The organism is Shewanella halotolerans, assembly GCF_019457535.1.
Classification (GTDB): Bacteria; Pseudomonadota; Gammaproteobacteria; order Enterobacterales; family Shewanellaceae; genus Shewanella; species Shewanella halotolerans.
The window spans coordinates 3,184,184-3,206,761 of sequence record NZ_CP080417.1 but is presented as its reverse complement, the minus strand read 5'-3'; the positions used below and the strand labels follow the sequence as shown (position 1 = coordinate 3,206,761).

The following is a 22,578-nucleotide window of genomic DNA, read 5'->3' as shown; positions in this document are numbered from 1 at the left end:
AATTAACATGCAATAAAAGGGTGTTTTTTATCAGAACACTATTAATTTGTACTAAGCTGACCGTATAATAAGGTCATAACGGAATAATGCCGTATAAGCAGAATTAGGAACTAAAGGAGCAAAAAATGCTGATATTGACTCGTCGTGTTGGTGAAACACTGATGATTGGTGATGAAGTTACTGTCACCGTTTTAGGCGTAAAGGGTAATCAAGTTCGTATTGGTGTCAATGCACCAAAAGAAGTTTCAGTTCATCGTGAAGAGATTTATCAGCGTATTCAGTCTGAAAAGTCAGGTAGCTCTTCTGAAGGCGGCAATTTTTAAGCGATAGATTTAACCGGCGTTACACTATAAGAGTCAGCAAGTTTGCTGGCTTTTTTGTTTTTGGCTGACAGCTTTTTAACCATAACGGCGACATAGCATACAGGCGCTTAGGGGAAATAGGGATAACTGCTTAAAAACAGCTCAAACAGAATTTGTTTAGGAGAAATGGTTTGACTTATTTTCTTCAAACAGTAATATGTGCGCCAAGAAAACGGAGAGGTGGCCGAGTGGCCGAAGGCGCTCCCCTGCTAAGGGAGTATGGGCTTTATCTCCCATCGAGGGTTCGAATCCCTCCTTCTCCGCCATTTCTTAACTGACAAAACAGGGCGCGTGTAGCTCAGCTGGATAGAGTACCTGGCTACGAACCAGGCGGTCAGAGGTTCGAATCCTCTCACGCGTACCATTTGTTTTTCAGTAAAAGTAGGTTATAGATATAAGATGCGCGTGTAGCTCAGCTGGATAGAGTACCTGGCTACGAACCAGGCGGTCAGAGGTTCGAATCCTCTCACGCGTACCATCTCCTAACTTACCTAAAATTCTGTGCGCGTGTAGCTCAGCTGGATAGAGTACCTGGCTACGAACCAGGCGGTCAGAGGTTCGAATCCTCTCACGCGTACCACATTTAAAAATCGACGGTTTTTGGCCGTCGTTTTGTTTGAAAGCCTAGAATTTTGCGCGTGTAGCTCAGCTGGATAGAGTACCTGGCTACGAACCAGGCGGTCAGAGGTTCGAATCCTCTCACGCGTACCATTTTAGACGGAGAGGTGGCCGAGTGGCCGAAGGCGCTCCCCTGCTAAGGGAGTATGGGCTTTATCTCCCATCGAGGGTTCGAATCCCTCCTTCTCCGCCATTATTAAAACCCGCAACTTAGGTTGCGGGTTTTTTTATGCCTGTTTCCCCATGCCGTTAGAAGTTCAAAGCTCAAAGTCTATCGCCATCTGGCTCATACCTATGCCAATCCCGCTCATGTTTCAATATTGCCCTACCAATTGCTAGGCAGAGTGCATAATCTTGCATCTCCCATCAGATCTCGTTCGTTTTCGTGAATTCAATTTTCAAGCAGGTTAGGGGTTTTTAATCTAATCCTAGATTTGATGGCTAATTTTTTATGTGATCGTCAAAAATAGTCGCCATTTATTGTGAAATTACCGAAAGCCCCTTATCAATTAGTCGTAATTTGGTAAGACCAATTTACAAGGCGCTCGCCTTTTTGTTATAGATTGGTTAAGGTTTCCTGGCTAAAGGCGATCTTTTTGCGCCTCAATCGACGACACCTGTCATGTCACCTGTCGATTTTAATGCGTATTACCTGAATAAATAGCATGTCCTACGGCTAGACCGTAAGTCTGATGTGCTCGATTAACCTGAGAGGATAGTATGGATTCAATGGCTCAACAGATAATGGAAGCACTGATGATCATGGTGCTGGGAATGGGGTTGGTGTTTACCTTCCTAACTATACTCATTGGGGCCGTTAATCTGGTGGCATGGAAATGTGCGCCTAAACCTAAACTTGCACCACTAGCCGAAGCGAGCGAAGCGCAAGTTTCACGCTTTCCAGGCGTCGATCCTAAGATGGTCGCCGTGATCACCGCCGCCGTCCATCAATATCGCGCCAAAGCATAAATAGAAGTAGGGAGTTTTTATGAGCAAGCCACTTGCATTAACCGACGTCGTCCTGCGCGACGCGCATCAATCGATTCTTGCCACGCGTCTTCGTATCGACGACATGCTTCCTATCGCCCCCTTACTCGACAAGGTGGGCTTCTGGTCGCTGGAATCCTGGGGCGGTGCCACCTTCGACGCCTGTATTCGTTATCTGGGGGAGGATCCCTGGGAGCGTATTCGTGAGCTTAAGAAGGCCATGCCCAATACGCCGCAGCAGATGCTGCTTAGGGGACAGAACCTGCTGGGCTATCGCCACTATGGTGACGACCTGGTACACAGGTTTGTTGAGCGCGCGCATCAAAATGGTGTGGACGTGTTCCGTATCTTCGATGCCATGAATGATGTGCGTAACCTGGAGACTGCGGTTAAGTCAGTGGTCGAGGTGGGCGGTCACGCCCAGGGAACTATCTCCTACACCACGAGTCCGGTACACACCTTAGAGACTTGGGTGGACATGGCTAAGCGTCTTGAAGATATGGGCTGTCACTCGCTCTGTATCAAGGATATGGCCGGCCTGCTCAAGCCCTTCGATGCCTTCGACCTCATCAGCCAGCTCAAGTCGCAGACTAACCTGATCATCTCTATGCAGTGCCACGCCACCACGGGCCTGAGTACGGCGACCTATCAAAAGGCGATTGAGGCTGGCATCGACGTGCTCGACACCGCCATCTCTTCGATGAGCCAAACCTATGGTCATAGCGCTACAGAGACTCTGGTGGCCATGGTGGAAGATACCGACAGGGCCACGGGTTACGACATGGCGCTGCTCGAGCAGATCGCCGCCTACTTCAGAGAGGTGCGTAAGAAATATGTCGCCTTCGAAGGGGAGCTAAAGGGGATCGATTCGCGTATTCTGCGCGCCCAGGTGCCAGGAGGCATGCTCACCAACATGGAGAATCAACTGAGAGAGCAGGGTGCCGCCGACAAGCTGGATCTGGTGCTCGAAGAGATCCCTAAGGTGCGTGAAGATCTTGGCTTTATTCCGCTAGTTACCCCGACCTCACAGATCGTTGGCACCCAGGCGGTGATCAACGTGCTCACAGGTGAGCGATACAAGTCTCTCACCAAGGAAACCGAAGGTGTGCTCAAGGGTGAGTATGGCGCCACGCCTGCGCCGGTAAATAGTGAGCTACAGGCTCGCGTGCTGGCTGGCGCTGAGGCGATCTGCTGTCGCCCCGCAGACCTGCTGCCTGCCGAGCTGGATAGCCTGAGAGCCGAGCTGAGCGAAAAGGCCGCCAGTGACCAGATAAGCCTGGCAGCTGAACTGGACGATGATGTCTTGACCTATGCGCTCTTCCCGCAGATCGGCCTCAAGTTCCTCAAGAACCGTGATAATCCGGATGCCTTCGAGCCTAAGCCAGAAGCCCCTCAAGCCAAAACTCAAGCCGCGACTGTGAGCGAGCCAGCTAGCGCGCGTCAGCCACAGGGCAAGGAGACCTATACGGTCAATGTTCAGGGCCAGAGTTTCGTGGTAGAGGTCTCTCCCGGCGGCGATATCAGCCAGATAGTGCCGAGTGAGAATGTGGTGCCCTTTGCGGCGCCAGAGCCAGCCGCGCCTGTAGTGGGCGAAGGCTCCCCCATGAACGCCCCCCTGTCTGGCAACATCTTCAAGGTGAATGTGCAGCCAGGGGATGCCGTTAAGGCGGGGGATGTGGTGATCATCCTTGAGGCGATGAAGATGGAGACAGAGATCCGCGCCGAATCCGATGGCGTAGTCGCCAAGGTGTGGGTCAAAGAAGGCGACTCTGTTGCCGTTGGCAATCAATTGCTTGCCATTGCATAGGAGCTAAGATGGACGGATTAATCGCCTTTTGGGCCGAGTCGGGTATTGCTAACTTTACCGGCGGCCAGTTGTTGATGATGGCAGTGGGTGTGCTCTTGCTCTATCTCGCTATCGCCAGAGGCTTCGAGCCGCTGCTGCTCTTGCCTATCGGTTTTGGCGCCATATTGGCCAACATTCCCAACGGGGGCTTCACCGAAGAGGGCGGCATGCTCTATTACGCCTACCATGTGGGGATCGAAACCGGGGTCTTCCCCTTGTTGATCTTCATGGGGGTCGGGGCCCTGACCGATTTCGGGGCCCTTATCGCTAACCCTAAGATGTTATTGCTGGGTGCTGCGGCCCAGTTTGGGATCTTTGCCACCCTAATCGGTGCCATCGCCCTTAACGCCGTGCCGGGCTTCGAGTTCTCCATGAAGGATGCAGCGGCCATCGCCATCATTGGCGGCGCCGATGGCCCGACGGCCATCTTCCTCGCCTCTAAATTGGCGCCTGAGCTGCTCGGTGCCATCGCGGTCGCGGCATACTCCTACATGGCGCTGGTGCCCATCATTCAGCCGCCTATCATGAAGCTGCTGACCACTGAGGCTGAGCGTCAGATCAAGATGGAGCAGCTGCGTGAGGTGAGTAAGCTCGAGAAAATCATCTTCCCGCTGGCGGTGCTGGGGCTGACCATCCTCTTCCTGCCGGCGGCCACGCCTCTGGTGGGCATGTTCTGTCTGGGCAACCTGATGCGTGAATCAGGCGTGGTCGATAGACTCTCCAACACGGCGCAAAATGAGCTGATCAATATAGTGACCATCTTCTTGGGTCTGGCGGTGGGCTCTAAGCTCTCGGCCGATAAGTTCTTGCAGCTGGAGACTTTGGGCATCCTGGTGCTGGGGGCCGTGGCCTTCGGTATTGGCACCGCGGCTGGCGTGTTGATGGCTAAGCTGATGAGCAAGCTGTCTGGAGGTAAGATCAATCCGCTGATAGGCGCCGCCGGCGTCTCGGCCGTGCCTATGGCCGCTCGCGTGGTTAACAAGGTGGGCCTGCAGGCCAATCAGCAAAACTTCCTCTTGATGCACGCCATGGGGCCGAACGTGGCCGGCGTGCTGGGCTCTGCGGTCGCCGCCGGTGTCTTGCTGGCGGTACTGGGTAACTAGTTAAAGCTGATTACATATACATTGAGCTGATGAAGCGGTCGACACCAGTGTCGGCCGTTTTTTTTGACTAAGTATTTGGCTGGGTATTTTAGGACGGTATTTAAGTGCTGCTTTTAGACTCAGTTGCTAAGCCCTGTCGTTAACTTCTGTTGTTAACTCTTGTTGTAAAGCCTGCCTTTATTGAGAGCCAAGGGTCTCCTCTGCAAGATAGCTTTCTCAAAGATAGCTATCCATTCGGCTTCCCTTAATCAAGCTAATGCTAAAGCGCTTGATGCAGATCAACGCCTGACTTACCGAATTAGTGTCTTATAGTGTGATGCAGCTCTCAGTACGTCTGTTTTGGTGAGCCATGACCCAATTAGTGAGGAGTAGAGGATGGAATTACGACCCAATTGCTATACCGATATCTGTGTGAACGGTAAATGGTTTCATTATGACCACGGCGATCATTCGGTGTTTATGTTAAACGGCGGCGATCCCTTAACCTTCGAGCTGAGTGAGTTGCCCACCACAGAAGCCGAGCTTGAGGCGCACTTGGAAAGCTTTACCCGCCAGGGCTAACGAGGTTAAGTTAACCGCGCAGGTTTTGCCCGGCGGTGAGCCAGAGCAGAAAGCCGAGTGAGAGCATGAGGGTAGCGCTGATCGCTATGATATAGATAAAGCCCTTCTTGCCTTGTTTCAGCGGCACGCCGTTGAGATAGAGAAACAGCGCCCAGAACAAACTTAAGATGATTGGCAGTAAAAACAGGCGAGCCATGGCGGTTAATTGATACCTTATTGCTGGGTGCAGTTAATATATGATTTAAACTTACTATTTCAGATTTAACAAGCAATTAGCAGTAAAAATCCACCTGCATAGCAGGTGGCTTTGCTTTTGAGGCACCCTATAAGGGTGCCTTTTATATCGATAGCGATTTTAGTGTTCTCTATGACCTAATCTCGTCTCCAGCAATATTATTTTAGTTTTCACTCTTCCTGATTCAATCCACCACTGGCGATACTTAAACCAGCAAAATCACCTAACCACTCAAACACTTAATAACAAAGGTGTTTTGAGTAAATATGGAAAGATTGAAAATACGAGAGATACTGTCCAAGGGAAAATACGGGCATAGCCCAGAAGGAACGATCACCACCTCCATAGGAGGTGGTTTCAGATTGCCAATAAAAAAGCCGCATTAAGCGGCTTCTTTTTTATCGGGTAGAACTGAGATTAGCTGGCAACCTCAGGGGCGTCGCTCTCTTCGTTGCGATAGAACTGCTCCTGGTCGAGCTGACCCTCAGACTTGCCCACCACCACGGCTGTCATCATGTCGCCGGTCACGTTAGTCGCGGTACGTATCATGTCGATCACCCTGTCGATTGAGGCGATAAAGGCGATGCCTTCGAGGGGCAAACCTACCACACCCAGGGTGACAGAGAGCATCACCATGGCGCTACCGGGTACGCCTGCCGTACCCACAGAGGCCACAGTGGCGGTAACGGCGATCAGCATGTAGTCGGTTATCTCCAGTGGGATACCATAGATCTGTGCGATGAAGATGGCCGCGATGGCCGGATAGATACCGCCACAGCCGTCCATATTCATGGTGGCGCCTAGTGGCAACACGAAGGCGCCATATTTCTTCGATACGCCCATGGTCTCAGTGGCACGGGTGCTGGCGGGCAGGGTGCCGAAGCTCGACGCCGTGGTGAAGGCAACCAGCTGGGCTGGCATCGCCTTTCTGAAGAACTGCACAGCACTCAGGCCGGCGCCGAATCTGACCAGGCCACCATAGACGAAGATCATGTGGATCAGCGCGGCGATATAGATGGCGCCGATAAACTTGCCCAGCGGCAACAGGGTAGAGAGGCCATATTCACCTACTACCCAGGCCATCAGGCCGAATACGCCGATAGGGGTCAGTTGCAGTACCATGCGTGTTAGCTGGAACATCACTTCGGCGCCCGCTTCTATGGTGCGCTTGAGTGGCTCGGCCTTCTCACCAATCTTGTTGATGGCGATGCCGACTAAGGCGGCGAAGACGATGATCTGCAGCACCTTACCTTCGGCCAGGGAGGCAAAAGGATTGACCGGGATCATGTCCAGCAGTACCTGAGCAAAGCCTGGCACGTTACGTTCGCGCACCTCTGTGGTGGCCAGCTCCAGCGAACCGCCCATGTCGATCAGCGAACCGATCGCCAGGCCGATGAGTGAGGCTATGGTGCCGGTCAGCATGAACATGGCCAGAGTCTTGATACTCAGGCGCTTGAGGCTAACATCGTTACCCAGAGAGGTGATGCTGACGACGATGGCGCAGAAGATCAGCGGCGCAACCAACATCTTGATTGCCGCGATAAAGAGGTCGCCCAGCGGCTTGAGTTGGGTTGCCTGCTCGCCTAGGACAACGCCCAGGCCTACCCCTAAGATGAAACCGGCGAGAACCTTCTGCCAAAAGGGGATCTGTTTAATTGTTTGCCACATGGGATCTATTCCAAATTTTATTAAGTCGTTATTGTGGATGGCGTTTCGAATCAAAAATGAATTGCTTGTTCTAGCACGAGCCATCCAGGTATTTCAACCTTAGCGAGTGAGCCAGATATTGTATCTGGCTGATGCCTTGCTTACCAAAGCGATTTTGTTATAACTTATTGTGATATAAGAGTTTGTTTTAATAAGATTAAATTTTTACTTTTAGGTAACATGATCACCTTGAAATCAGCACACATAAAAATTTACTTTTTTTCATTAGGTAAGGGATCATGACGGCGTTATGGTTGATCTTTAGTGGCGCCTTTTTAGCCGCCACCTTGTTACCGGGTGGATCTGAGGTACTGCTGGCGGCGCTGATCAATCAGGCGCCCGAGACCTGGGTCTCCTTAGTGGTCATGGCGACTTTGGGCAATACCTTAGGGTCTCTGACCAGTTACTATCTGGGCGCCCTGGGGCGTTTCGCCAAGGCGCCCGAGGAGATGGCCAGCGGCCGTTATTGTCATGGGCTGCGGCTTGTCGAGCGCTACGGCTACTGGAGCCTACTGCTCGCTTGGGCGCCCCTCATCGGCGATATCTTATGCCTGCTGGCAGGCTGGCTCAAGATGCCACTGGTCAAGTCCAGCATAATGATTTTTATAGGGAAAGGAGTGCGCTACCTGCTGGTTGCGGCGTTGGCGTTACATTGGTTGTAAGCGGTGTGGTCTTTAGGGACGAACTTATTTTGGCAATAGCTGTCTCGATAAAGGCTGGCCTCACTGTTTCAAATTAGGAGCAAAGAATGAAAAAATGGATATTGGCTGCGGCAATAACGGCCGCGCTAAGTGCCTGTGCCAACGCACCGGCAAACGTGTCGCTGCCCCAGGGCGTTTCGCTGATCGAAAATGTGACCCTGGCCGAGTCGGGCGTCGGCATTCCCTACAAGAAATATCAACTGGCCAATGGCCTGACGGTGATCCTGCACCAAGATCATTCCGATCCTCTGGTGCATGTGGATGTTACCTATCATGTGGGCTCGGCAAGAGAGCTGCCAGGACGCTCGGGATTTGCGCACCTGTTTGAGCACATGATGTTCCAGGGCTCAGAGCATGTGGGCGACGAGCAGCACTTCAAGACGGTAACCGAGGCCGGCGGTACGCTTAACGGTACCACCAACACAGACCGCACCAACTATTTCGAGACAGTGCCCAGCAATCAGCTGGAGAAGATGCTTTGGCTGGAGTCGGATCGCATGGGGTACTTCTTGCCCGCGCTGACAGACAACAAGTTCGAGGTGCAGCGCGAGACGGTGAAGAACGAGCGCGCCCAGCGTATCGACAATCAGCCCTATGGCCGTATGAACGAGCGCTTCAATCAGGCCTTCTACCCCAGCGGACATCAGTATTCCTGGCCCGTCATCGGCTGGCCAGACGATCTCAATCGTGCCCAGCTCGATGACGTGAAACACTTCTTCCAGCGCTGGTACGGCCCGAACAACGCCACACTCACCATAGGCGGCGATTTCGACGAGATGCAGACACTGGCCTGGGTGAACAAATATTTTGGTGAGATCCCAAGAGGCCCTGAGGTGAAGCCTGAGGCCAAGACGCTGGTCACGTTAGACAAGACCCGCTACATCTCCATGGAAGACAGGGTACATCTGCCGCTGCTGCGCATGGCATTTCCAACTGTCTACGCCAGCCACGAAGATGAAGCGGCGCTGGATCTGTTGGCCAATATCATCGGCGGCGGACCTACCTCACTGGTGTACAAGAACCTGGTTAAAGATGGTTATGCCGTGCAGGCCGGTGTGAGCCACCCTTGTCAGGAGCTGGCCTGTCAGTTCTCTATCTATGCCCTGGCAAACCCTGCCAGAGGTGGTCAACTGGCGGATGTTGAGCGTCGTATTCGCGAGTCTATCGCCGAGTTTGAACAGCGCGGCGTGACAGATGATGACCTACAGAAGGTGAAGGTGCAGTTTGAGGCAAGCACCATCTTCGGATTGCAGAGCGTCAAGGGCAAGGTATCGACCCTGGCCCTGAATCAGACCTTCTTCGGCAATCCCGATATGATTGCCCACGATCTCAAGCGATACGCTAACGTCACCAAGGAAGATGTGATGCGGGTGTTTAACACCTACATCAAGGGCAAGCCGTCTGTGGTGATGAGTGTGGTGCCCCAGGGGCAACAGCAGCTGATCGCCCATGAAGATAACTTTGTCGCGCCAGCGCCGCGGGTGGCCGCTGAGGCCGTGACTGGCATGGTTGATGTGGCCAAGGCTGGTAGCAGCTTCGATCGCAGCGTGATGCCGAGTGCCCAACAGGCACCGGTTATCACGGCGCCAAGCCTTTGGACAGATAAGCTGGCCAACGGCATAGAGGTGATGGGCACTGAGAGCGATGAGACCCCAACCGTCGAGTTGCTCATCTATCTTAACGGCGGCCATCGTCTAGCCGACGTGAAGCAGGCAGGATTAGCCGGTCTGACCGCGGCCATGCTGAACGAATCCAGCGACAAGCGCAGCACAGAAGAGCTGGCCCAGGCGCTGGAGATGCTCGGCAGTAGCGTCAGTTTCGGCAGCAGCATCTATCAGAGCTATATCAAGGTCTCGGCCCTGACCTCGCATCTGGATGAGACCCTGGCGATCGTCGAGGAGAAGCTGTTCCATCCTGGCTTTAAGGCCGAGGACTTTGCCCGGGTGCAGCAGCAACATCTGCAGAGCCTGCAACACATGCAGTCTGATCCTAATTATGTCGCCGACAGTCAGTTCGCTGCCTTGCTCTACGGCAAAGACACCGCCCTTGGGGCGAGTGAGATGGGCACGCCAGCCAGCGTGTCTCAATTGACCCTGGATGATGTCAAAGCCTTCTACAACAAGCAGTTCCGCGCGGGGAACGCCCAGATAGTAGCCGTGACTAACCTGTCCAAGGCCCAGCTGATGCCTAAGCTTAAGGGCCTGGCTCAGTGGCAAGGGGAGGCGACGCCATTGCCGAGTCTGGCCGCCATGCCAGCCCTCGATGCCGGCACCGTCTATATCCTGGACAAGCCGGGTGCGGCCCAGTCGGTGATCAAGATAGGTAAGCGCGCCATGCCCTATGACGCCACCGGCGAGTTCTTCAAGTCATATTTGATGAATTATCCACTGGGCGGCGCCTTTAACAGCCGCATCAACCTCAACCTGCGTGAAGACAAGGGCTACACCTATGGTGCCCGCAGCTACTTCAGCGGCGGCAGCGAGCTTGGTCTGTTCGAGGCTTCGGCCAGCGTGCGCAGCGATGTGACGGCGCAGGCGCTTACAGAGTTTGCCAAGGAGATCAACGCCTATCAGGCTGAAGGGATGACAGACAAGGAACTGGCCTTCCTGCGCAGCTCTATCTCTCAGGGGCAGGCACTGGATTATGAGACGCCATATCAGAAGGCAGGCTTCATGCGTAAGATCCAGCGCTACAAGCTTGCCGCCGATTACACCCAGCAGCAGGCCGATATCATCAAGGCCGTTGGCAAGGATGAGCTGAACCAGTTGGCGAAGGAGAAGCTGAACCTGGACAAGATGATAGTGCTGATTGTCGGCGACAGGGCGAAAATCGAACAGGAGATTAACGCCCTGGGCTACCGGGTGAAAAATTTGCAGTTGTAATCTGTAGGTTGCGCCCCAATATAGCCCCTAGCGGTGAGCATTAACTCTGCTCACCGCTTTATTTTTTCCCTTGCCAAGGATCTAGCACAGCGGCTATTTTGTGGTGATGGCGAAAGCAAACGCGCTTTTTGCAGGTCTGACTTGCAAGGCAAACGGTTGAAGCAATGAGAGACGAAGAATTTGAACTCTTTCGATGAAGTGATAGGCCTACTCGACAACGAGCAGGGAAGCGCCGCACTGGCAGGTATGCAACGGGGTATCGAGCGCGAAGCATTGCGTATTGAACCAAATGGTCATCTGGCCATGGATAAACATCCTAAGGCGCTCGGCTCGGCCCTGACCCATTCGCGGATCACCACAGACTACAGTGAATCCCTGTTAGAGTTTATCACCCCTGTCTATCAAGATATCTCAGCCTTGCTGACGGATCTCACCCAGACCCACGCCTTTTCGGTAAGGCACCTGGGCCAGCAGCAACTCTGGCCGGTGAGCATGCCCTGTTATGTTGGCGATGTGGCCGATATCCCCATTGCCGATTATGGCAGTTCTAATACCGGGCAGCTAAAGCGTCTGTACCGCAAAGGCCTCACCTATCGCTATGGCGCCCAGATGCAGATCATCTCTGGCGTGCACTTTAATTTTTCTGTGTCCGATGCCCTGTGGGAGCTGCTCTATCAAGGCTCGGATAAACGCCTGAGCAAAGGCGATTTCATCTCTGAATCCTATTTTGGATTGATCCGTAACTACCGCCGTTTGGTTTGGGTATTGCCATATCTGTTTGGTGCCTCGCCGGCGCTGTGTGGCTCCTTCATCAAAGATCAACAAACTGATCTCGCCTTCGAGAAATTAGGCAAAGGCACCCTCTATCTGCCCTATGCCACCTCGCTGCGCATGAGCGATCTGGGTTACACCAACAAGGAGCAGGAGCGGCTCAACATCAGCTACAACTCTCTGGCTGAGTACCTCGAGGGGATCAATGCGGCGATCAAGATGCCATCGGCCCATTTCGAGGCGATTGGCGTCAAGGTCGACGGCGAGTTCCGTCAGTTAAATGCCAACGTGCTACAGATAGAGAACGAGTTCTACTCGCCCATTCGGGCCAAGCGGGTAACCCTCGCCGGAGAGAAACCCTCTCAGGCCTTGGCGCGCGCCGGGGTCGAATATATCGAGGTGCGGGCACTGGACGTTAACCCCTTCAGCCCTGTGGGGATAGATGCCGATCAGGTGCGTTTCCTTGACCTCTTCCTGCTGCTCTGCCTGTTGAAGCCATCGCCAAAGAGCGATGCAACAGATGAGGCCGCCATCGGCGCTAACCTAAGTAAGGTGATCACCCGTGGCCGTGAGCCTGGATTGACCCTGAATCGTGGGGGCGAGGAAGTCACGCTACAGGCCTGGCTCGAGTCCCTGTTTGGTGAGCTAAGCACCTTGGCTAAGCTGCTCGATGGTGAGGGACAGGCCTATCAAGATAGCCTGGCCCATTGGCTTGAGGCGGTGCGCGATCCGGCCAAGACCCTATCTGGCCGTGTGATGTCGGCACTATTGGCCGAGGGGATAGATCATAGCCAGTGGGTGAAATCCCTGGCGAAAGACTATTACCATGCCCTGCGTGATTATCCGCTGACGCCTGAGGTTGAGGCGGCCTATGAGGCGGCGGCCGAGCAATCCTTGGCGGCCCAGGCCAAGCTCGAGGCGGAATCTGTGCAGGACTTCGAGCAGTATCTTGCCGACTATTTTGCCGAGGCGCCCGCGCCGGTAGAGCAAGTGGTATAAGCATGAAGGTTCGCGCTATTTGCTCTGGTTTCGGCCGAGGCTTTGGCATCGCAATTGGTCTGCTGACACTGTCTATGCTGTCGGGCTGCGCCTCCGGGCCCGATAATGAGTCGCTGTGCGCGACCGTGTCTGGCTATCAGATGCCCGATGAGTCTCAGGGCTTGTACCGCGCCGTGGTGACCCATCTAAATGGTAAGCCTGTGATCTCAAGGCCCAACTATCGCCTCGCGCCTGGGGAGTATCAGTTTACCCTGGCCGAACTCATCGACTCGCCGCGGCTCAAGGTGAAGCTTGCGGCGCGCCAGACCAAGACGCTGACGCTGCATCTGGAGGCGAATCAGCGTTATCACCTGGCGGCTCAGTTTAATCAGGACAAGATCTATCGCGGCCTGGATACCGACTACTGGCAACCCGTGGTGTGGGCCCAGGAGTCTCATGAGTGTGAGTTCCTCAACGAATCAAACTAATGGATTGATAGCATGGGGTAAATTTGCCGCCTGGCGATTGCTTCTCTACTGCAAGGATGTGAAACTAGCCCAATGTGTTTAATGTTTTCGGTCTGTTGATGAGAAAGATTTCCTTAGCCTTACTTGCCGTTAGCTTCCTGTCATTGGAGGGCTGCGCCACCTCACCGCCAGAGGACCCTGAAAACCTCTGCGCCATCTATCAAGAGAATCGAGACTGGTATGAGGCCGCGGTCGATACCCGCGAGAAGTGGGGCGTGCCGGTACATGTGCCCCTGGCCATGATGTATCAGGAGAGCTCCTTTAAACACAACGCGGCGCCGCCGATGGAGTACTTCTTGGGCTTTATCCCCATCGGCCGTGCCAGTGACGCCTATGGCTACGCCCAGGCTAAGACGCTGACTTGGGATGACTATGTACGCGAGACGGGCAACTCCTGGTCGAGCCGCAGTAACTTCGACGATGCCATGGATTTCATGGGCTGGTTTATCTACAAGACCCACAAGATCAATGGGGTTTCCAAGTGGGATGCCCGCAATCAATATCTCAACTATCACGAGGGGTGGGGCGGATATAAGCGAGGCACCTACAGGCAGAAGCCTTGGTTGATCAAAGTGGCCGACAAGGTCGACAAGCGCTCTAAGCGTTATGCCGCTCAGTACCGCAGCTGTCAGGAAGACCTAGACTCCTCCTGGTTGTGGCGCCTCTTCTTCGGTTAACCCTAGATGTGGGCTTCGTCAGCTTTTTAAGCTGCGGGCGAAGCCCAAATAAGGTACATGCCCTATCGTTAATGCCTCTACGGGGCCGTTATGCCCTCATTGTTCCTCGAAATATTGCCTATCTTAAACTCAAGAACTCACTGTTTTTATCAGCGTACAATAACGAGCGGTTATTTTGAGGATAAGTCAATGCTGCTTAAGCCTTTTTGTTCTACTTAGGTTAATCCCGGCGATCACTGTTATCTGCATTTAAAAATGACTATAATGCGCGCAAAACAATAGCCTTACCCTACAAAAAGGATAAAAGATGACTAAGCCATTTGTTGCCGTACTCATGGGATCGGATTCTGATCTCCCAACAATGCAAGCCACCTTAGATGTACTTAAAACTTTCGGTATTCAATACGAAGCCAAGGTGACCTCGGCGCACCGTACGCCTGCAGCGACCCACGCTTACGTTCACGATGCCGAAGAGCGTGGTTGTAAGGTCTTTATCTGCGCGGCGGGTCTGGCGGCTCACCTGGCAGGTGCTGTAGCCGGTATCACTACACGTCCGGTTATCGGTGTGCCAGTAGATTGCGGTCCACTACAGGGCCATGACGCTCTGCTATCGACAGTGATGATGCCTGGCGGCGTGCCTGTGGCTACCGTAGCTATCGGCAGTGCGGGTGCTAAGAACGCGGGTTACCTGGCGGCGCAGATGCTGGCCGTTGGTGATGACGCCCTGGCACTTGCGGTAAAAGAAGAGCGCGCCAAGTCGGCCGAAGCCGTACAGGCAAAAGATGCCAAGCTGCAAGAGAAGCTGGCTAACGCTTAATGCCTGCCTAATGGCTGTTTGATGCCTGTATAAAGGGACTTCATCAGCCTGAGACGCCACCTATTCGGGTGGCGTTTTTTTATCTCGCCTCTTGTCTATCTCTTGCTCATCTCTGATTCATTTCTCTCATTACTTTTTTGGTGCTTTCATTTTTTACTGAGGCTTAACCCTTTTTCATTTTCCTAACGTCTATAGCTGTGAAGGGCACTTTTATTCAGTGGCTTGGATAAACAGCTTGGATGAAAGGCTACTAGGATGACTGAGGCGTGGGATAGATTTCGCCCTAGGCGTCGCGACTTGCCCGGATAGATACCCGTAAATTGCTGAAAAGCGAAGCAACTTGTTGCCAAAGCATGGACAAACCCCGTCGAGGGATGCAGACTCAGCTATTGCATGAGTCTAACTCCGCTCGAGGAGTCGGTATAAGGGAGTCCCAGCGTGGAACAGGTATCTGAAGTAACAGCAGATAGTGATCAAATCCTGATGGCGCAATACGCCCAAGGAGATCAAGGCGCCTTTGAGCAGCTTTATCATAAACACAAGGGTGGCCTGTATCGCTATTTCAAGCGTCAACTAGGCGACAGTGCCTTGGCCGAAGATCTCTATCAAGAGACCTGGAGCCGGGTGATTAAGGCCGCCGCGGGCTATGAGCTGCGCGCCAAGTTTACTACTTGGCTCTATCGCATCGCCCATAACTTGCTGATCGATCATGTCAGGGCGTTGAAACCTGTGGACAGCCTAAGCGACCCGGCAGGCGAGGAGCAGTCCTTGGAGGCTGTCATCCCAAGCGATGAGAGCGGCCCGGACGGTCGGCTCGAGGATGAGCAAAAGGCCTTGATCTTAAAGCATTGCATCAGCCTACTGCCCCATGTGCAGAAAGAAGCCTTTCTGCTGAATGTGGAGATGGGGTTTACCGCGGCGGCGATAGGTGAGATCGCCGGGGTTGGCATGGAGGCCACTAAGAGTCGAATTCGTTATGCTAATCAGGCGCTCAAGGCCTGTGTGCAACAGAAAATGGCAGGAGCAGTCTAATGTCAGATGAAAACGATAAAATGCTCTCGGATGCCGAGCTAAAGGCGCTCTATCTGGCTAAGGCCACAGAGCAGCCATCAACAGAGCTTGATGCCCGTATCCTGGCGATGGCCCAGCAACGTCTAACTGAACATGCTGGTGAGAGCGGGCAGAGCGGGTCAGCCAATGTTATTCAGGTCAGCTTCTGGCGCCGCTATCGCTGGCCGCTGTCATCGGCCGCCTCAGTGCTGCTGTTATCCAGCCTCTTGCTGCTGAATCTCAATGGACCCACGCCCATAGATGATCAAGTCCGGCCCATGCTAGCTAGCGAGCCACAGGCGATGCGCATGGCTGCGCCGCCCGAGCAGGAAGCGCCAACTGAGCAGCAAGAGCCGAAAGTGCAGCAGGGCCTGAGTGCCCAGGCTGATGCGGGAGAGGCTGAGATGGTAAGCCCTCAGGCCGTGCCTATGATGGCGCGTAAAGCGCCTGTTGATCTGAAAACAGAGAACCAGGCCGATGGGCAAGGTGAGCTCGAATCGTTAACCGCGCAGCAAGTCGGTGCTACTGAACTTAATACAGCAACAGATGCAAAGGCAGCGACTCAGGCCAAGGCGGTGATATCGGATATTCAGGCGGTGAACCATCTACAGCAGCTGGTCGATAGCAAGCTGTGGAGTGATGCCGATACCCTGTACCAGAGACTGCTCAAGGAGCGTCCAAGGTTGGAAGATAACAGCCATCCTCAGCATGCGCAGTGGCAAGCGTTAGTGAAGCAGATTAAGGCTCACCGGCAGAGTAAAGAGTGATAGCAACAAACAATAGCATTGAAAACGGGGCCTTAGTGCCCCGTTTTGTTATTCAAACCAAGATTTTACCGCATCCCAAATTCCCAGCGAGTGGCCTTCGAACAGCTCTATCCCCAACGCGGATTTCAGCAGATAGAGGAGGAGTAATCCCAGGCTCAGGCTGACCAGCGTAAAAGCGATGATGACGCCAAACAGCGCCAGGCTGGAGAGACGTTTCTCGCGCCGGGTGAAAGCCCGGCGGTTGCGCCCCAGCAGCATCACATAGTAGAAACGCCAGGGGATAAAGGGGATGGAAAAGGTGCCTCGGCTGTCTATGGCGTGTCGCTGCCAGCTGCGTCCCTGCAAGGCGTTATCTATCGCCTCGAGTTGTGCCTGACTATAGCTTGCCGCCAGCGCCTTGGGTTGGCTCGCCAGAAACTGGGCGATGCGCCGACTCTGCTCACTGGAGGCTGGCGCCTTTTTTGTCACCTTAGTGTCGATATCCTGTCCCATAGCCACCCGAGATAGAAGGAATTTTGGCCTAAGTATAGTTGTACACATTTGCTAATACTTCTTTAGCCACAAATTACTGTAGATTTAAGGAAAGTTTGCTACCTTGTTGCCCCATAAGAATAAATCCGACTTAATTATGGGCGCTTTATGAAACTCTCTCACCTGTTTGCCTGCTGCGCAATTGCATTGGGCACCGCTTCTTCCGCACCACTTTTTGCCGCTCAAGCTGAAAATGTAAAAGCTGAAAGTCAGGCTGCCGAGCAGAACGTAGGCTACTACCGCTCGCCTGCGATTCATGGCGATACCCTGGTATTTACCGCAGAAGGGGATCTCTGGGTTCAGCAGTTAGGCGATGCTCAGGCGAGAAGACTTACCAGCCTGCCGGCGCAGGAGCTAGGCGCCGCCATCTCAAACGATGGCAAGCAGCTTGCCTTTGTCGCCAACTATGAAGGGGCGAGCGAGGTCTATGTGATGCCCATACAGGGCGGCGTCGCCAAGCGAGTCAGTTTCGAAAACAGCCGCGTGCGGGTGCAAGGCTGGACGCCAGATGGCAAGGTGCTCTACGCCACCGATAATGCCTTCGGCCCAGCCAACTATTGGGTGCTGCGAAGCGTCGACCCTAAGAGCCTGACCACTCAAGATCTGCCGCTGGCCGATGCCATCGAAGGCGTGGTGGATGATGCCGGTGAATATGTCTACTTTACCCGCTTCGGTCTGCAGGCCACCGGCGATAACGCCAAGGTGTATCGCGGCGGCGCCAAGGGAGAGCTGTGGCGCTATAAGCTTGGCAGCGATCAGGAGGCTCAGCCCTTAACCGCCGAGCATGAAGGCTCGGTGCGCCAGCCCATGTTGTGGCAAGACCGTCTCTATTTCGTCAGCGACAGCAGCGGTAACGATAATATCTGGTCCATGAGCTTAGATGGCAAAGACCTGCGTCAGCTGACTCAGTTTAGCGACTGGAAGGTACGCGGTGCTCGTCTCGAGCAGGGACGTGTGGTGTTCCAGCAGGGCGCCGACATCAAGCTTTATGATATCGCCAGCAATCAGGTGTCGACCTTGGATATTCACCTGACCTCAGATTTTCCTGAGCGCCGTGAGCACTGGGTCAACAAGCCGATGAAATATGCCACCTCCACCAGCCTGGCGCCCAGCGGCGACAAGGTGGTGATCACCGCCCGCAGCCATGTGGCGCTGGCGGGCACAGATGGATCGCGTCTGGTCGAGCTGGCCCTGCCTGGAGACTACCGGGTTCGCGGCGCCGTGATGAGCCCCGATGGCAAATGGGTCTATGGGATCAGCGACGCCTCGGGCGAGCAGGAGATCTGGCGCTACAGTGCAGATGGCAGCGATGAGGCTAAACAGCTCACCCAAGATGGCAAGGCCCTGCGTATGGCGCTGAGCCTCTCACCGGATGGACGCTACATTGCCCATGATGATTACAACGGCGACCTCTGGCTCTTGGATCTCAAGAAGGGGCGTAATAGCAAGATATTGACCAATGGTCAGGGACTCGGCTCCTATGGCGATGTGGTCTGGTCGAATGACAGCCGTTTCATCGCCGTCACTAAGGATGAAAGAGGTCAGCTAAGACCACAGATAGTGCTCTATTCTCTGGAAGAGGAGAGAGCTGAGGCGCTGACCAGCGACAAGTATGAATCTTTCTCGCCGGCCTTTAGCGATGATGGTCAGTGGCTCTATTTCATCTCTAACCGTGAGTTTAATGCCACCCCAACCTCGCCTTGGGGCGATCGCAACATGGGGCCGGTATTCGATAAGCGCGGGCAGATCTTCGCCCTGGCGCTGACGCCAAAGGCGGTATTCCCCTTCAGTAAGCCAAATGAGTTAAATCAGCCAGCGGCCAAAGAGGAAGAAGCGGCCAAAAAGCCCGCTAAGACCCAGGTTCAGTGGCAGGGGCTCAGCAAGCGCCTGTGGCAGGTGCCGGTAGCCTCTGGCAACTACAGCCAGCTACAGGTGACCGAGAAGGGGCTCTATATGCTGGCAAATTCTGTCGATGGCGCCCAGGCCCCCAATCTGATGTGGGTCAAGTTTGATCCCCTCGGCCCTAAGGTGGAAACCTTCAGCGAAGATGTGGCCAGCTATGCGCTCTCTGGCGATGACAGCAAGCTCTTCCTACGCCGCCACAGCAAAGGCGGCGCGGAGATGCTGATCGTCGATGCGGGCGAATCGCTGCCAAAAGATCTTGCCCATGCCAAGGTACAGACAGAGCAGTGGCAACTGGCGATCTCGCCGCAGCTCGAGTGGCAGCAGATGTTTGAAGATGCCTGGCTGATGCACAGAGATTCCTTCTTCGACAAAAAGATGCGCGGCCTCGACTGGCAGGCGACCAAGGCCAAGTATCAGCCGTTGCTGGCCAGACTGACCGACCGTCACGAACTGAACGATATCTTCATGCAGATGATGGGCGAGCTCGATGCCTTGCACTCTCAGGTGCGCGGCGGCGATCTGCCGCAGGATCCTAATCAGCCTCAGGGCGCTAACTTAGGTGCCCGCCTGTTACAGACCAAGCAAGGGGTCCAGATAGCCCATATCTATCAAAACGATGCTGAGTTGCCGCAGCAGGCTTCGCCGCTGGCCAGAGTCGATGTCGATGCCAAGGTGGGCGACATCATCTTGGCTATCAACGGCAAGCCGGTTGAAAACGTTGCCGATGTGGCCCGCCATCTGCGCAACCAGGCGGACAAGCAGGTGCTGCTAACCCTCAAGCGCGAGCGTGAGACGCTTAAGACAATCGTGCTGCCGGTGGCTAACCGCGTCGATGCCAAGCTGAGATACCTGGACTGGGTCAACAACAATAACCAGAAGGTGGCTAAGGCGGCCGACGGTGAGATAGGTTATCTGCACCTTTATGCCATGGGCTCGGGCGATATCGCTAACTTTGCCCGTGAGTTCTACGCCAACATAGAGAAGAAGGGCCTGATCATTGATGTGCGCCGCAACCGTGGCGGCAATATCGACAGCTGGATCATAGAGAAACTGCTGCGCCGCGCCTGGATGTTCTGGCAGCCAACCCAAGGCACACCAAGCACCAATATGCAGCAGACCTTCCGAGGTCATTTGGTGGTGCTGACCGATCAGCTGACCTATTCAGATGGCGAGACTTTCTCTGCCGGTATCAAGGCACTAGGCCTGGCACCGCTCATCGGTAAGCAGACGGCCGGGGCCGGTGTCTGGCTCTCGGGTCGTAACTCGCTGACCGATAAAGGGATGGCGCGGGTTGCCGAGTATCCTCAGTACGCCATGGACGGACGCTGGATAGTGGAAGGCCGCGGCATCAGCCCTGATATCGAGGTCGATAACCTGCCACATGCCACCTTTAAGGGCAAGGATGCGCAGCTGAATAAGGCGCTGAATTACCTTAAACAGAAGCTGGAGTTAGAGCCTGTGCTACCCATTAAGGCGCAGCCTATGCCAAGCAGCGGGATGGCTCAAGACGTCAAATAACACTTTGATTTGCCTTTAAGTTAACCCAAACCATTTTAGGGGGTTACCGACCAAGCAGTTCCCAGGTCGGTAACCTCCATTTTTATGGGCGGCTGTTGCTGTTTTTTCTGCTATATCAGATACAAACTGCAAAAATTGTATTAGCTTATAGGTATGTCGCTGCCATAGTTTAGGTTGCTAGGTCGGAATATCAGGAAGGTGAACATGAAAACCACTTATGGAGTTAGCAAAGCTCGCACCGTCACAGGTGCCTTGTTGCGACTGGGCGCTCTATTATTGAGTACGATTTCCTTAGGTTCAGCACAGTTAGCCTATGCCGAAAAGCAGGGATTTTCCGTTACCCTGGGCGGATTCTACGCTAACTCAGATTCCGGCATTGTGGTGCAAAACCCAGATCTCGGCAAAGACTTCACCCTAGATTTCGAGAACGATCTGGCCTTGGTCGAGAAGGATCTCCTGCCTACGCTGGAGCTGGCCTACTGGTTTAATGAAGATCACGGCGTCTATCTCGACTGGAAACGACTGGATCGCGAGGCCCGCAATCGCTCCATCTCTAAGCCCTACGAGTATACCGAGGTGAACTCGGGCCAGACCTACCTGGTGCAGGCGGGGGCGGATATCAGCACCATCTTTAACGTGGATATTCTGCGTCTGGGCTATCGCTATAACTTTTACAGTGGCGAGGATGTCGATCTGACTCTGCTTGCCGGTCTGCATATCATGTGGCTCAAGCTGCAGTTTGTAGGTGAAATTGGCGCCTGTGTCGACGACGAGTGCCAGGTGGTGGACGTTAACCCCAAGAGTGACGCCCTTACCGAGGTGACGGCGCCGCTACCCGATCTCGGCCTGCAAGGGCGCTACCGTATTAACGATCGCTGGAGCCTCTCTGGTTGGGCGCAGTATTTCTATGTCAGCCTGGGGGATACCAAGGGGCAGTTGTTCGATTTCAGCGCCGGGGTCAATTACCAGCTGAGTGATTCTCTGGATGTGGAGTTGGGCTATAAGTATTACAAGATAGATGTCGAGGTCGAGAAAGATCTGGCCGATTTCGATATCTATTATGGTTTCAAAGGCCCGGCTTTGTCGCTAACTTATCAGTTCTAGCCCTTAGCGATACTAGCCATTAGAGACATTAGCACTAGCACTTTTGGCGAGGCGCTATCTCAATGGCTATCTCTTTGGCTAGTGAGTTGGCGATAAAGCAGTGTTTGTGGGCGAGGGCATGCAGCTTAGCTAGCTGCTCATCGCTCAGTGGATGAGCCATTTTAACCTCAGGGGTAAGTGCTATGTGGGTGATAGCCATCTGCCCCTTTTCATTTCTTCCCAGCTCGGCCCTTGCCTCGTCGCGATAACTCAGCAGCGTCAGACGCTTCTTCTCCACTATGGTGAGAAAACTCAGCATGTGGCAGGCCGCCAGGGCGCTAAGCAGACTCTCCTCAGGATTGATCTTATCCTGGCTACCCAGATACTCGGGGGCGGCCGAACCTGCGACGACTTGACCGCTGGCGAAGCTAAGCTGGTGATCACGGCTGATCTGCTTGGCGCCTGTACCAGAGTCGCTAGCTAGAGGCTCTCTTTGCAGAGGCTTTGAGTTTTGTGCAGTGTGATGGCTACCATGAGTGGCTGGTGGCCAAGAGACGGTAACCGAAAAAGACATGCTGTCGGGCCCACTGGAATGCCAAATAGAATGCGGCCACTATAGCAAACTTTGAATATGTTTGGGGAAAGCTTGAAAACCTTAGAAGGCGCTATGCCGCATCTCGCTGCGCCGCTTTTTCAAGTGTGCTGTGGTCAAGACTGCTGTGATTAAGAGCACTCTGGTCGAGAGCGCTTAGCTTTAGCGCGAGTGGCGATAGCGTGACTCTGTCTTGAGTTAGTTCGGCGGCGTTTGCGAGTTGTCTATGGTGATCGTCACCACGACTCTTGGTCATCGCAGCCTTATCGCTGGGGAGTTGGCGCGTCCATCTCTGATAGGCCGCCGCAGGTGAAATTCGCATGGTATCTGCCCTTGCTGTTTGGCGCCTGTCTATCAGGA

The 22,578-nt window shown here is 54.0% G+C and carries 20 protein-coding genes and 6 tRNA genes; 21 read left to right on the top strand and 5 right to left on the bottom strand.

Annotated elements, in window-relative coordinates; genetic code table 11:
- Nucleotides 1-125: 125 nt before the first annotated feature.
- The 11 genes from csrA to K0H81_RS13915 all read left to right on the top strand — a co-directional run bounded on the left by csrA (nt 126) and on the right by K0H81_RS13915 (nt 5,477).
- On the top strand, nt 126-323 hold the full coding sequence (gene csrA / locus K0H81_RS13965) for a carbon storage regulator CsrA (RefSeq protein ID WP_011865020.1): 198 nt from the start codon (nt 126-128) through the stop codon (nt 321-323).
- 213 nt (nt 324-536) lie between these two features.
- A tRNA-Ser gene (locus tag K0H81_RS13960) sits at nt 537-628 on the top strand.
- A gap of 21 nt (nt 629-649) precedes the next feature.
- Nucleotides 650-726 (top strand) — tRNA-Arg (locus tag K0H81_RS13955).
- 37 nt (nt 727-763) lie between these two features.
- A tRNA-Arg gene (locus K0H81_RS13950) sits at nt 764-840 on the top strand.
- Nucleotides 841-865: 25 nt separating this feature from the next.
- Nucleotides 866-942 (top strand) — tRNA-Arg (locus K0H81_RS13945).
- A 54-nt stretch (nt 943-996) separates the two neighbouring features.
- Nucleotides 997-1,073: transfer RNA gene (locus K0H81_RS13940), tRNA-Arg, on the top strand.
- Nucleotides 1,074-1,081: 8 nt separating this feature from the next.
- Nucleotides 1,082-1,173 (top strand) — tRNA-Ser (locus tag K0H81_RS13935).
- Nucleotides 1,174-1,700: 527 nt separating this feature from the next.
- Nucleotides 1,701-1,949 (top strand): OadG family protein, encoded by a 249-nt coding sequence (locus K0H81_RS13930; protein WP_144203344.1) that lies wholly within the window; start codon nt 1,701-1,703, stop codon nt 1,947-1,949.
- Between the two features lie 19 nt (nt 1,950-1,968).
- Nucleotides 1,969-3,774, top strand: a complete 1,806-nt coding sequence (gene oadA / locus K0H81_RS13925) for a sodium-extruding oxaloacetate decarboxylase subunit alpha (RefSeq protein ID WP_220058711.1) — start codon at nt 1,969-1,971, stop codon at nt 3,772-3,774.
- Between the two features lie 8 nt (nt 3,775-3,782).
- Complete coding sequence (locus K0H81_RS13920) at nt 3,783-4,916, top strand: sodium ion-translocating decarboxylase subunit beta (RefSeq protein WP_220058710.1); 1,134 nt, start codon at nt 3,783-3,785, stop codon at nt 4,914-4,916.
- A 375-nt stretch (nt 4,917-5,291) separates the two neighbouring features.
- A complete protein-coding gene (locus K0H81_RS13915) occupies nt 5,292-5,477 on the top strand; it encodes a hypothetical protein (RefSeq protein ID WP_144203348.1) in 186 nt (61 codons plus the stop codon).
- A gap of 10 nt (nt 5,478-5,487) precedes the next feature.
- Here K0H81_RS13915 and K0H81_RS13910 read toward each other — a convergent pair whose 3' ends face one another.
- Both K0H81_RS13910 and K0H81_RS13905 read right to left on the bottom strand, forming a co-directional pair.
- Nucleotides 5,488-5,673 carry a hypothetical protein gene (locus K0H81_RS13910; RefSeq protein WP_011865025.1) on the bottom strand — a complete coding sequence of 62 codons (186 nt, stop codon included), beginning with the start codon at nt 5,671-5,673 and terminating at the stop codon, nt 5,488-5,490.
- Between the two features lie 456 nt (nt 5,674-6,129).
- Nucleotides 6,130-7,380: a dicarboxylate/amino acid:cation symporter gene (locus K0H81_RS13905; protein ID WP_220058709.1), complete on the bottom strand. Its 1,251-nt coding sequence runs from the start codon at nt 7,378-7,380 to the stop codon at nt 6,130-6,132.
- 278 nt (nt 7,381-7,658) lie between these two features.
- Here K0H81_RS13905 and K0H81_RS13900 point away from each other — a divergent pair, with 278 nt between their 5' ends.
- The 8 genes from K0H81_RS13900 to K0H81_RS13865 all read left to right on the top strand — a co-directional run bounded on the left by K0H81_RS13900 (nt 7,659) and on the right by K0H81_RS13865 (nt 16,589).
- Nucleotides 7,659-8,081, top strand: coding sequence for a YqaA family protein (locus K0H81_RS13900; RefSeq protein WP_220058708.1), 423 nt, complete (start codon nt 7,659-7,661; stop codon nt 8,079-8,081).
- An 86-nt stretch (nt 8,082-8,167) separates the two neighbouring features.
- The gene (locus K0H81_RS13895; RefSeq protein WP_220058707.1) at nt 8,168-11,002 is read left to right on the top strand and encodes a M16 family metallopeptidase; all 2,835 of its coding nucleotides are present in this window, start codon (nt 8,168-8,170) and stop codon (nt 11,000-11,002) included.
- 180 nt (nt 11,003-11,182) lie between these two features.
- The gene (gene gshA / locus K0H81_RS13890; protein ID WP_220058706.1) at nt 11,183-12,772 is read left to right on the top strand and encodes a glutamate--cysteine ligase; all 1,590 of its coding nucleotides are present in this window, start codon (nt 11,183-11,185) and stop codon (nt 12,770-12,772) included.
- Nucleotides 12,773-12,774: 2 nt separating this feature from the next.
- Entirely contained in the window at nt 12,775-13,239 is a 465-nt protein-coding gene (locus tag K0H81_RS13885) for a hypothetical protein (protein WP_220058705.1), read from the top strand.
- A gap of 98 nt (nt 13,240-13,337) precedes the next feature.
- Nucleotides 13,338-13,955: a transglycosylase SLT domain-containing protein gene (locus tag K0H81_RS13880; protein ID WP_220058704.1), complete on the top strand. Its 618-nt coding sequence runs from the start codon at nt 13,338-13,340 to the stop codon at nt 13,953-13,955.
- 307 nt (nt 13,956-14,262) lie between these two features.
- Complete coding sequence (purE, locus tag K0H81_RS13875) at nt 14,263-14,772, top strand: 5-(carboxyamino)imidazole ribonucleotide mutase (RefSeq protein WP_041510500.1); 510 nt, start codon at nt 14,263-14,265, stop codon at nt 14,770-14,772.
- Nucleotides 14,773-15,255: 483 nt separating this feature from the next.
- Complete coding sequence (locus tag K0H81_RS13870) at nt 15,256-15,804, top strand: sigma-70 family RNA polymerase sigma factor (RefSeq protein ID WP_220060865.1); 549 nt, start codon at nt 15,256-15,258, stop codon at nt 15,802-15,804.
- Nucleotides 15,804-16,589 carry a hypothetical protein gene (locus K0H81_RS13865; RefSeq protein ID WP_220058703.1) on the top strand — a complete coding sequence of 262 codons (786 nt, stop codon included), beginning with the start codon at nt 15,804-15,806 and terminating at the stop codon, nt 16,587-16,589. Before K0H81_RS13870 ends, K0H81_RS13865 begins: the two co-directional genes overlap by 1 nt.
- Before the next feature lie 48 nt (nt 16,590-16,637).
- Here K0H81_RS13865 and K0H81_RS13860 read toward each other — a convergent pair whose 3' ends face one another.
- Nucleotides 16,638-17,081, bottom strand: a complete 444-nt coding sequence (locus K0H81_RS13860; RefSeq protein ID WP_258406298.1) for a hypothetical protein — start codon at nt 17,079-17,081, stop codon at nt 16,638-16,640.
- A gap of 147 nt (nt 17,082-17,228) precedes the next feature.
- Here K0H81_RS13860 and K0H81_RS13855 point away from each other — a divergent pair, with 147 nt between their 5' ends.
- Both K0H81_RS13855 and K0H81_RS13850 read left to right on the top strand, forming a co-directional pair.
- A complete protein-coding gene (locus tag K0H81_RS13855; RefSeq protein WP_220058701.1) occupies nt 17,229-20,543 on the top strand; it encodes a S41 family peptidase in 3,315 nt (1,104 codons plus the stop codon).
- A 276-nt stretch (nt 20,544-20,819) separates the two neighbouring features.
- Nucleotides 20,820-21,647, top strand: coding sequence for a DUF2490 domain-containing protein (locus tag K0H81_RS13850; protein WP_258406297.1), 828 nt, complete (start codon nt 20,820-20,822; stop codon nt 21,645-21,647).
- Nucleotides 21,648-21,681: 34 nt separating this feature from the next.
- On the opposite strand, the gene K0H81_RS13845 is transcribed toward K0H81_RS13850, so the two are convergent.
- Both K0H81_RS13845 and K0H81_RS13840 read right to left on the bottom strand, forming a co-directional pair.
- Nucleotides 21,682-22,200: an OsmC family protein gene (locus K0H81_RS13845; RefSeq protein WP_258406296.1), complete on the bottom strand. Its 519-nt coding sequence runs from the start codon at nt 22,198-22,200 to the stop codon at nt 21,682-21,684.
- A gap of 91 nt (nt 22,201-22,291) precedes the next feature.
- A complete protein-coding gene (locus K0H81_RS13840; RefSeq protein WP_144203369.1) occupies nt 22,292-22,540 on the bottom strand; it encodes a hypothetical protein in 249 nt (82 codons plus the stop codon).
- Nucleotides 22,541-22,578: the final 38 nt, after the last annotated feature.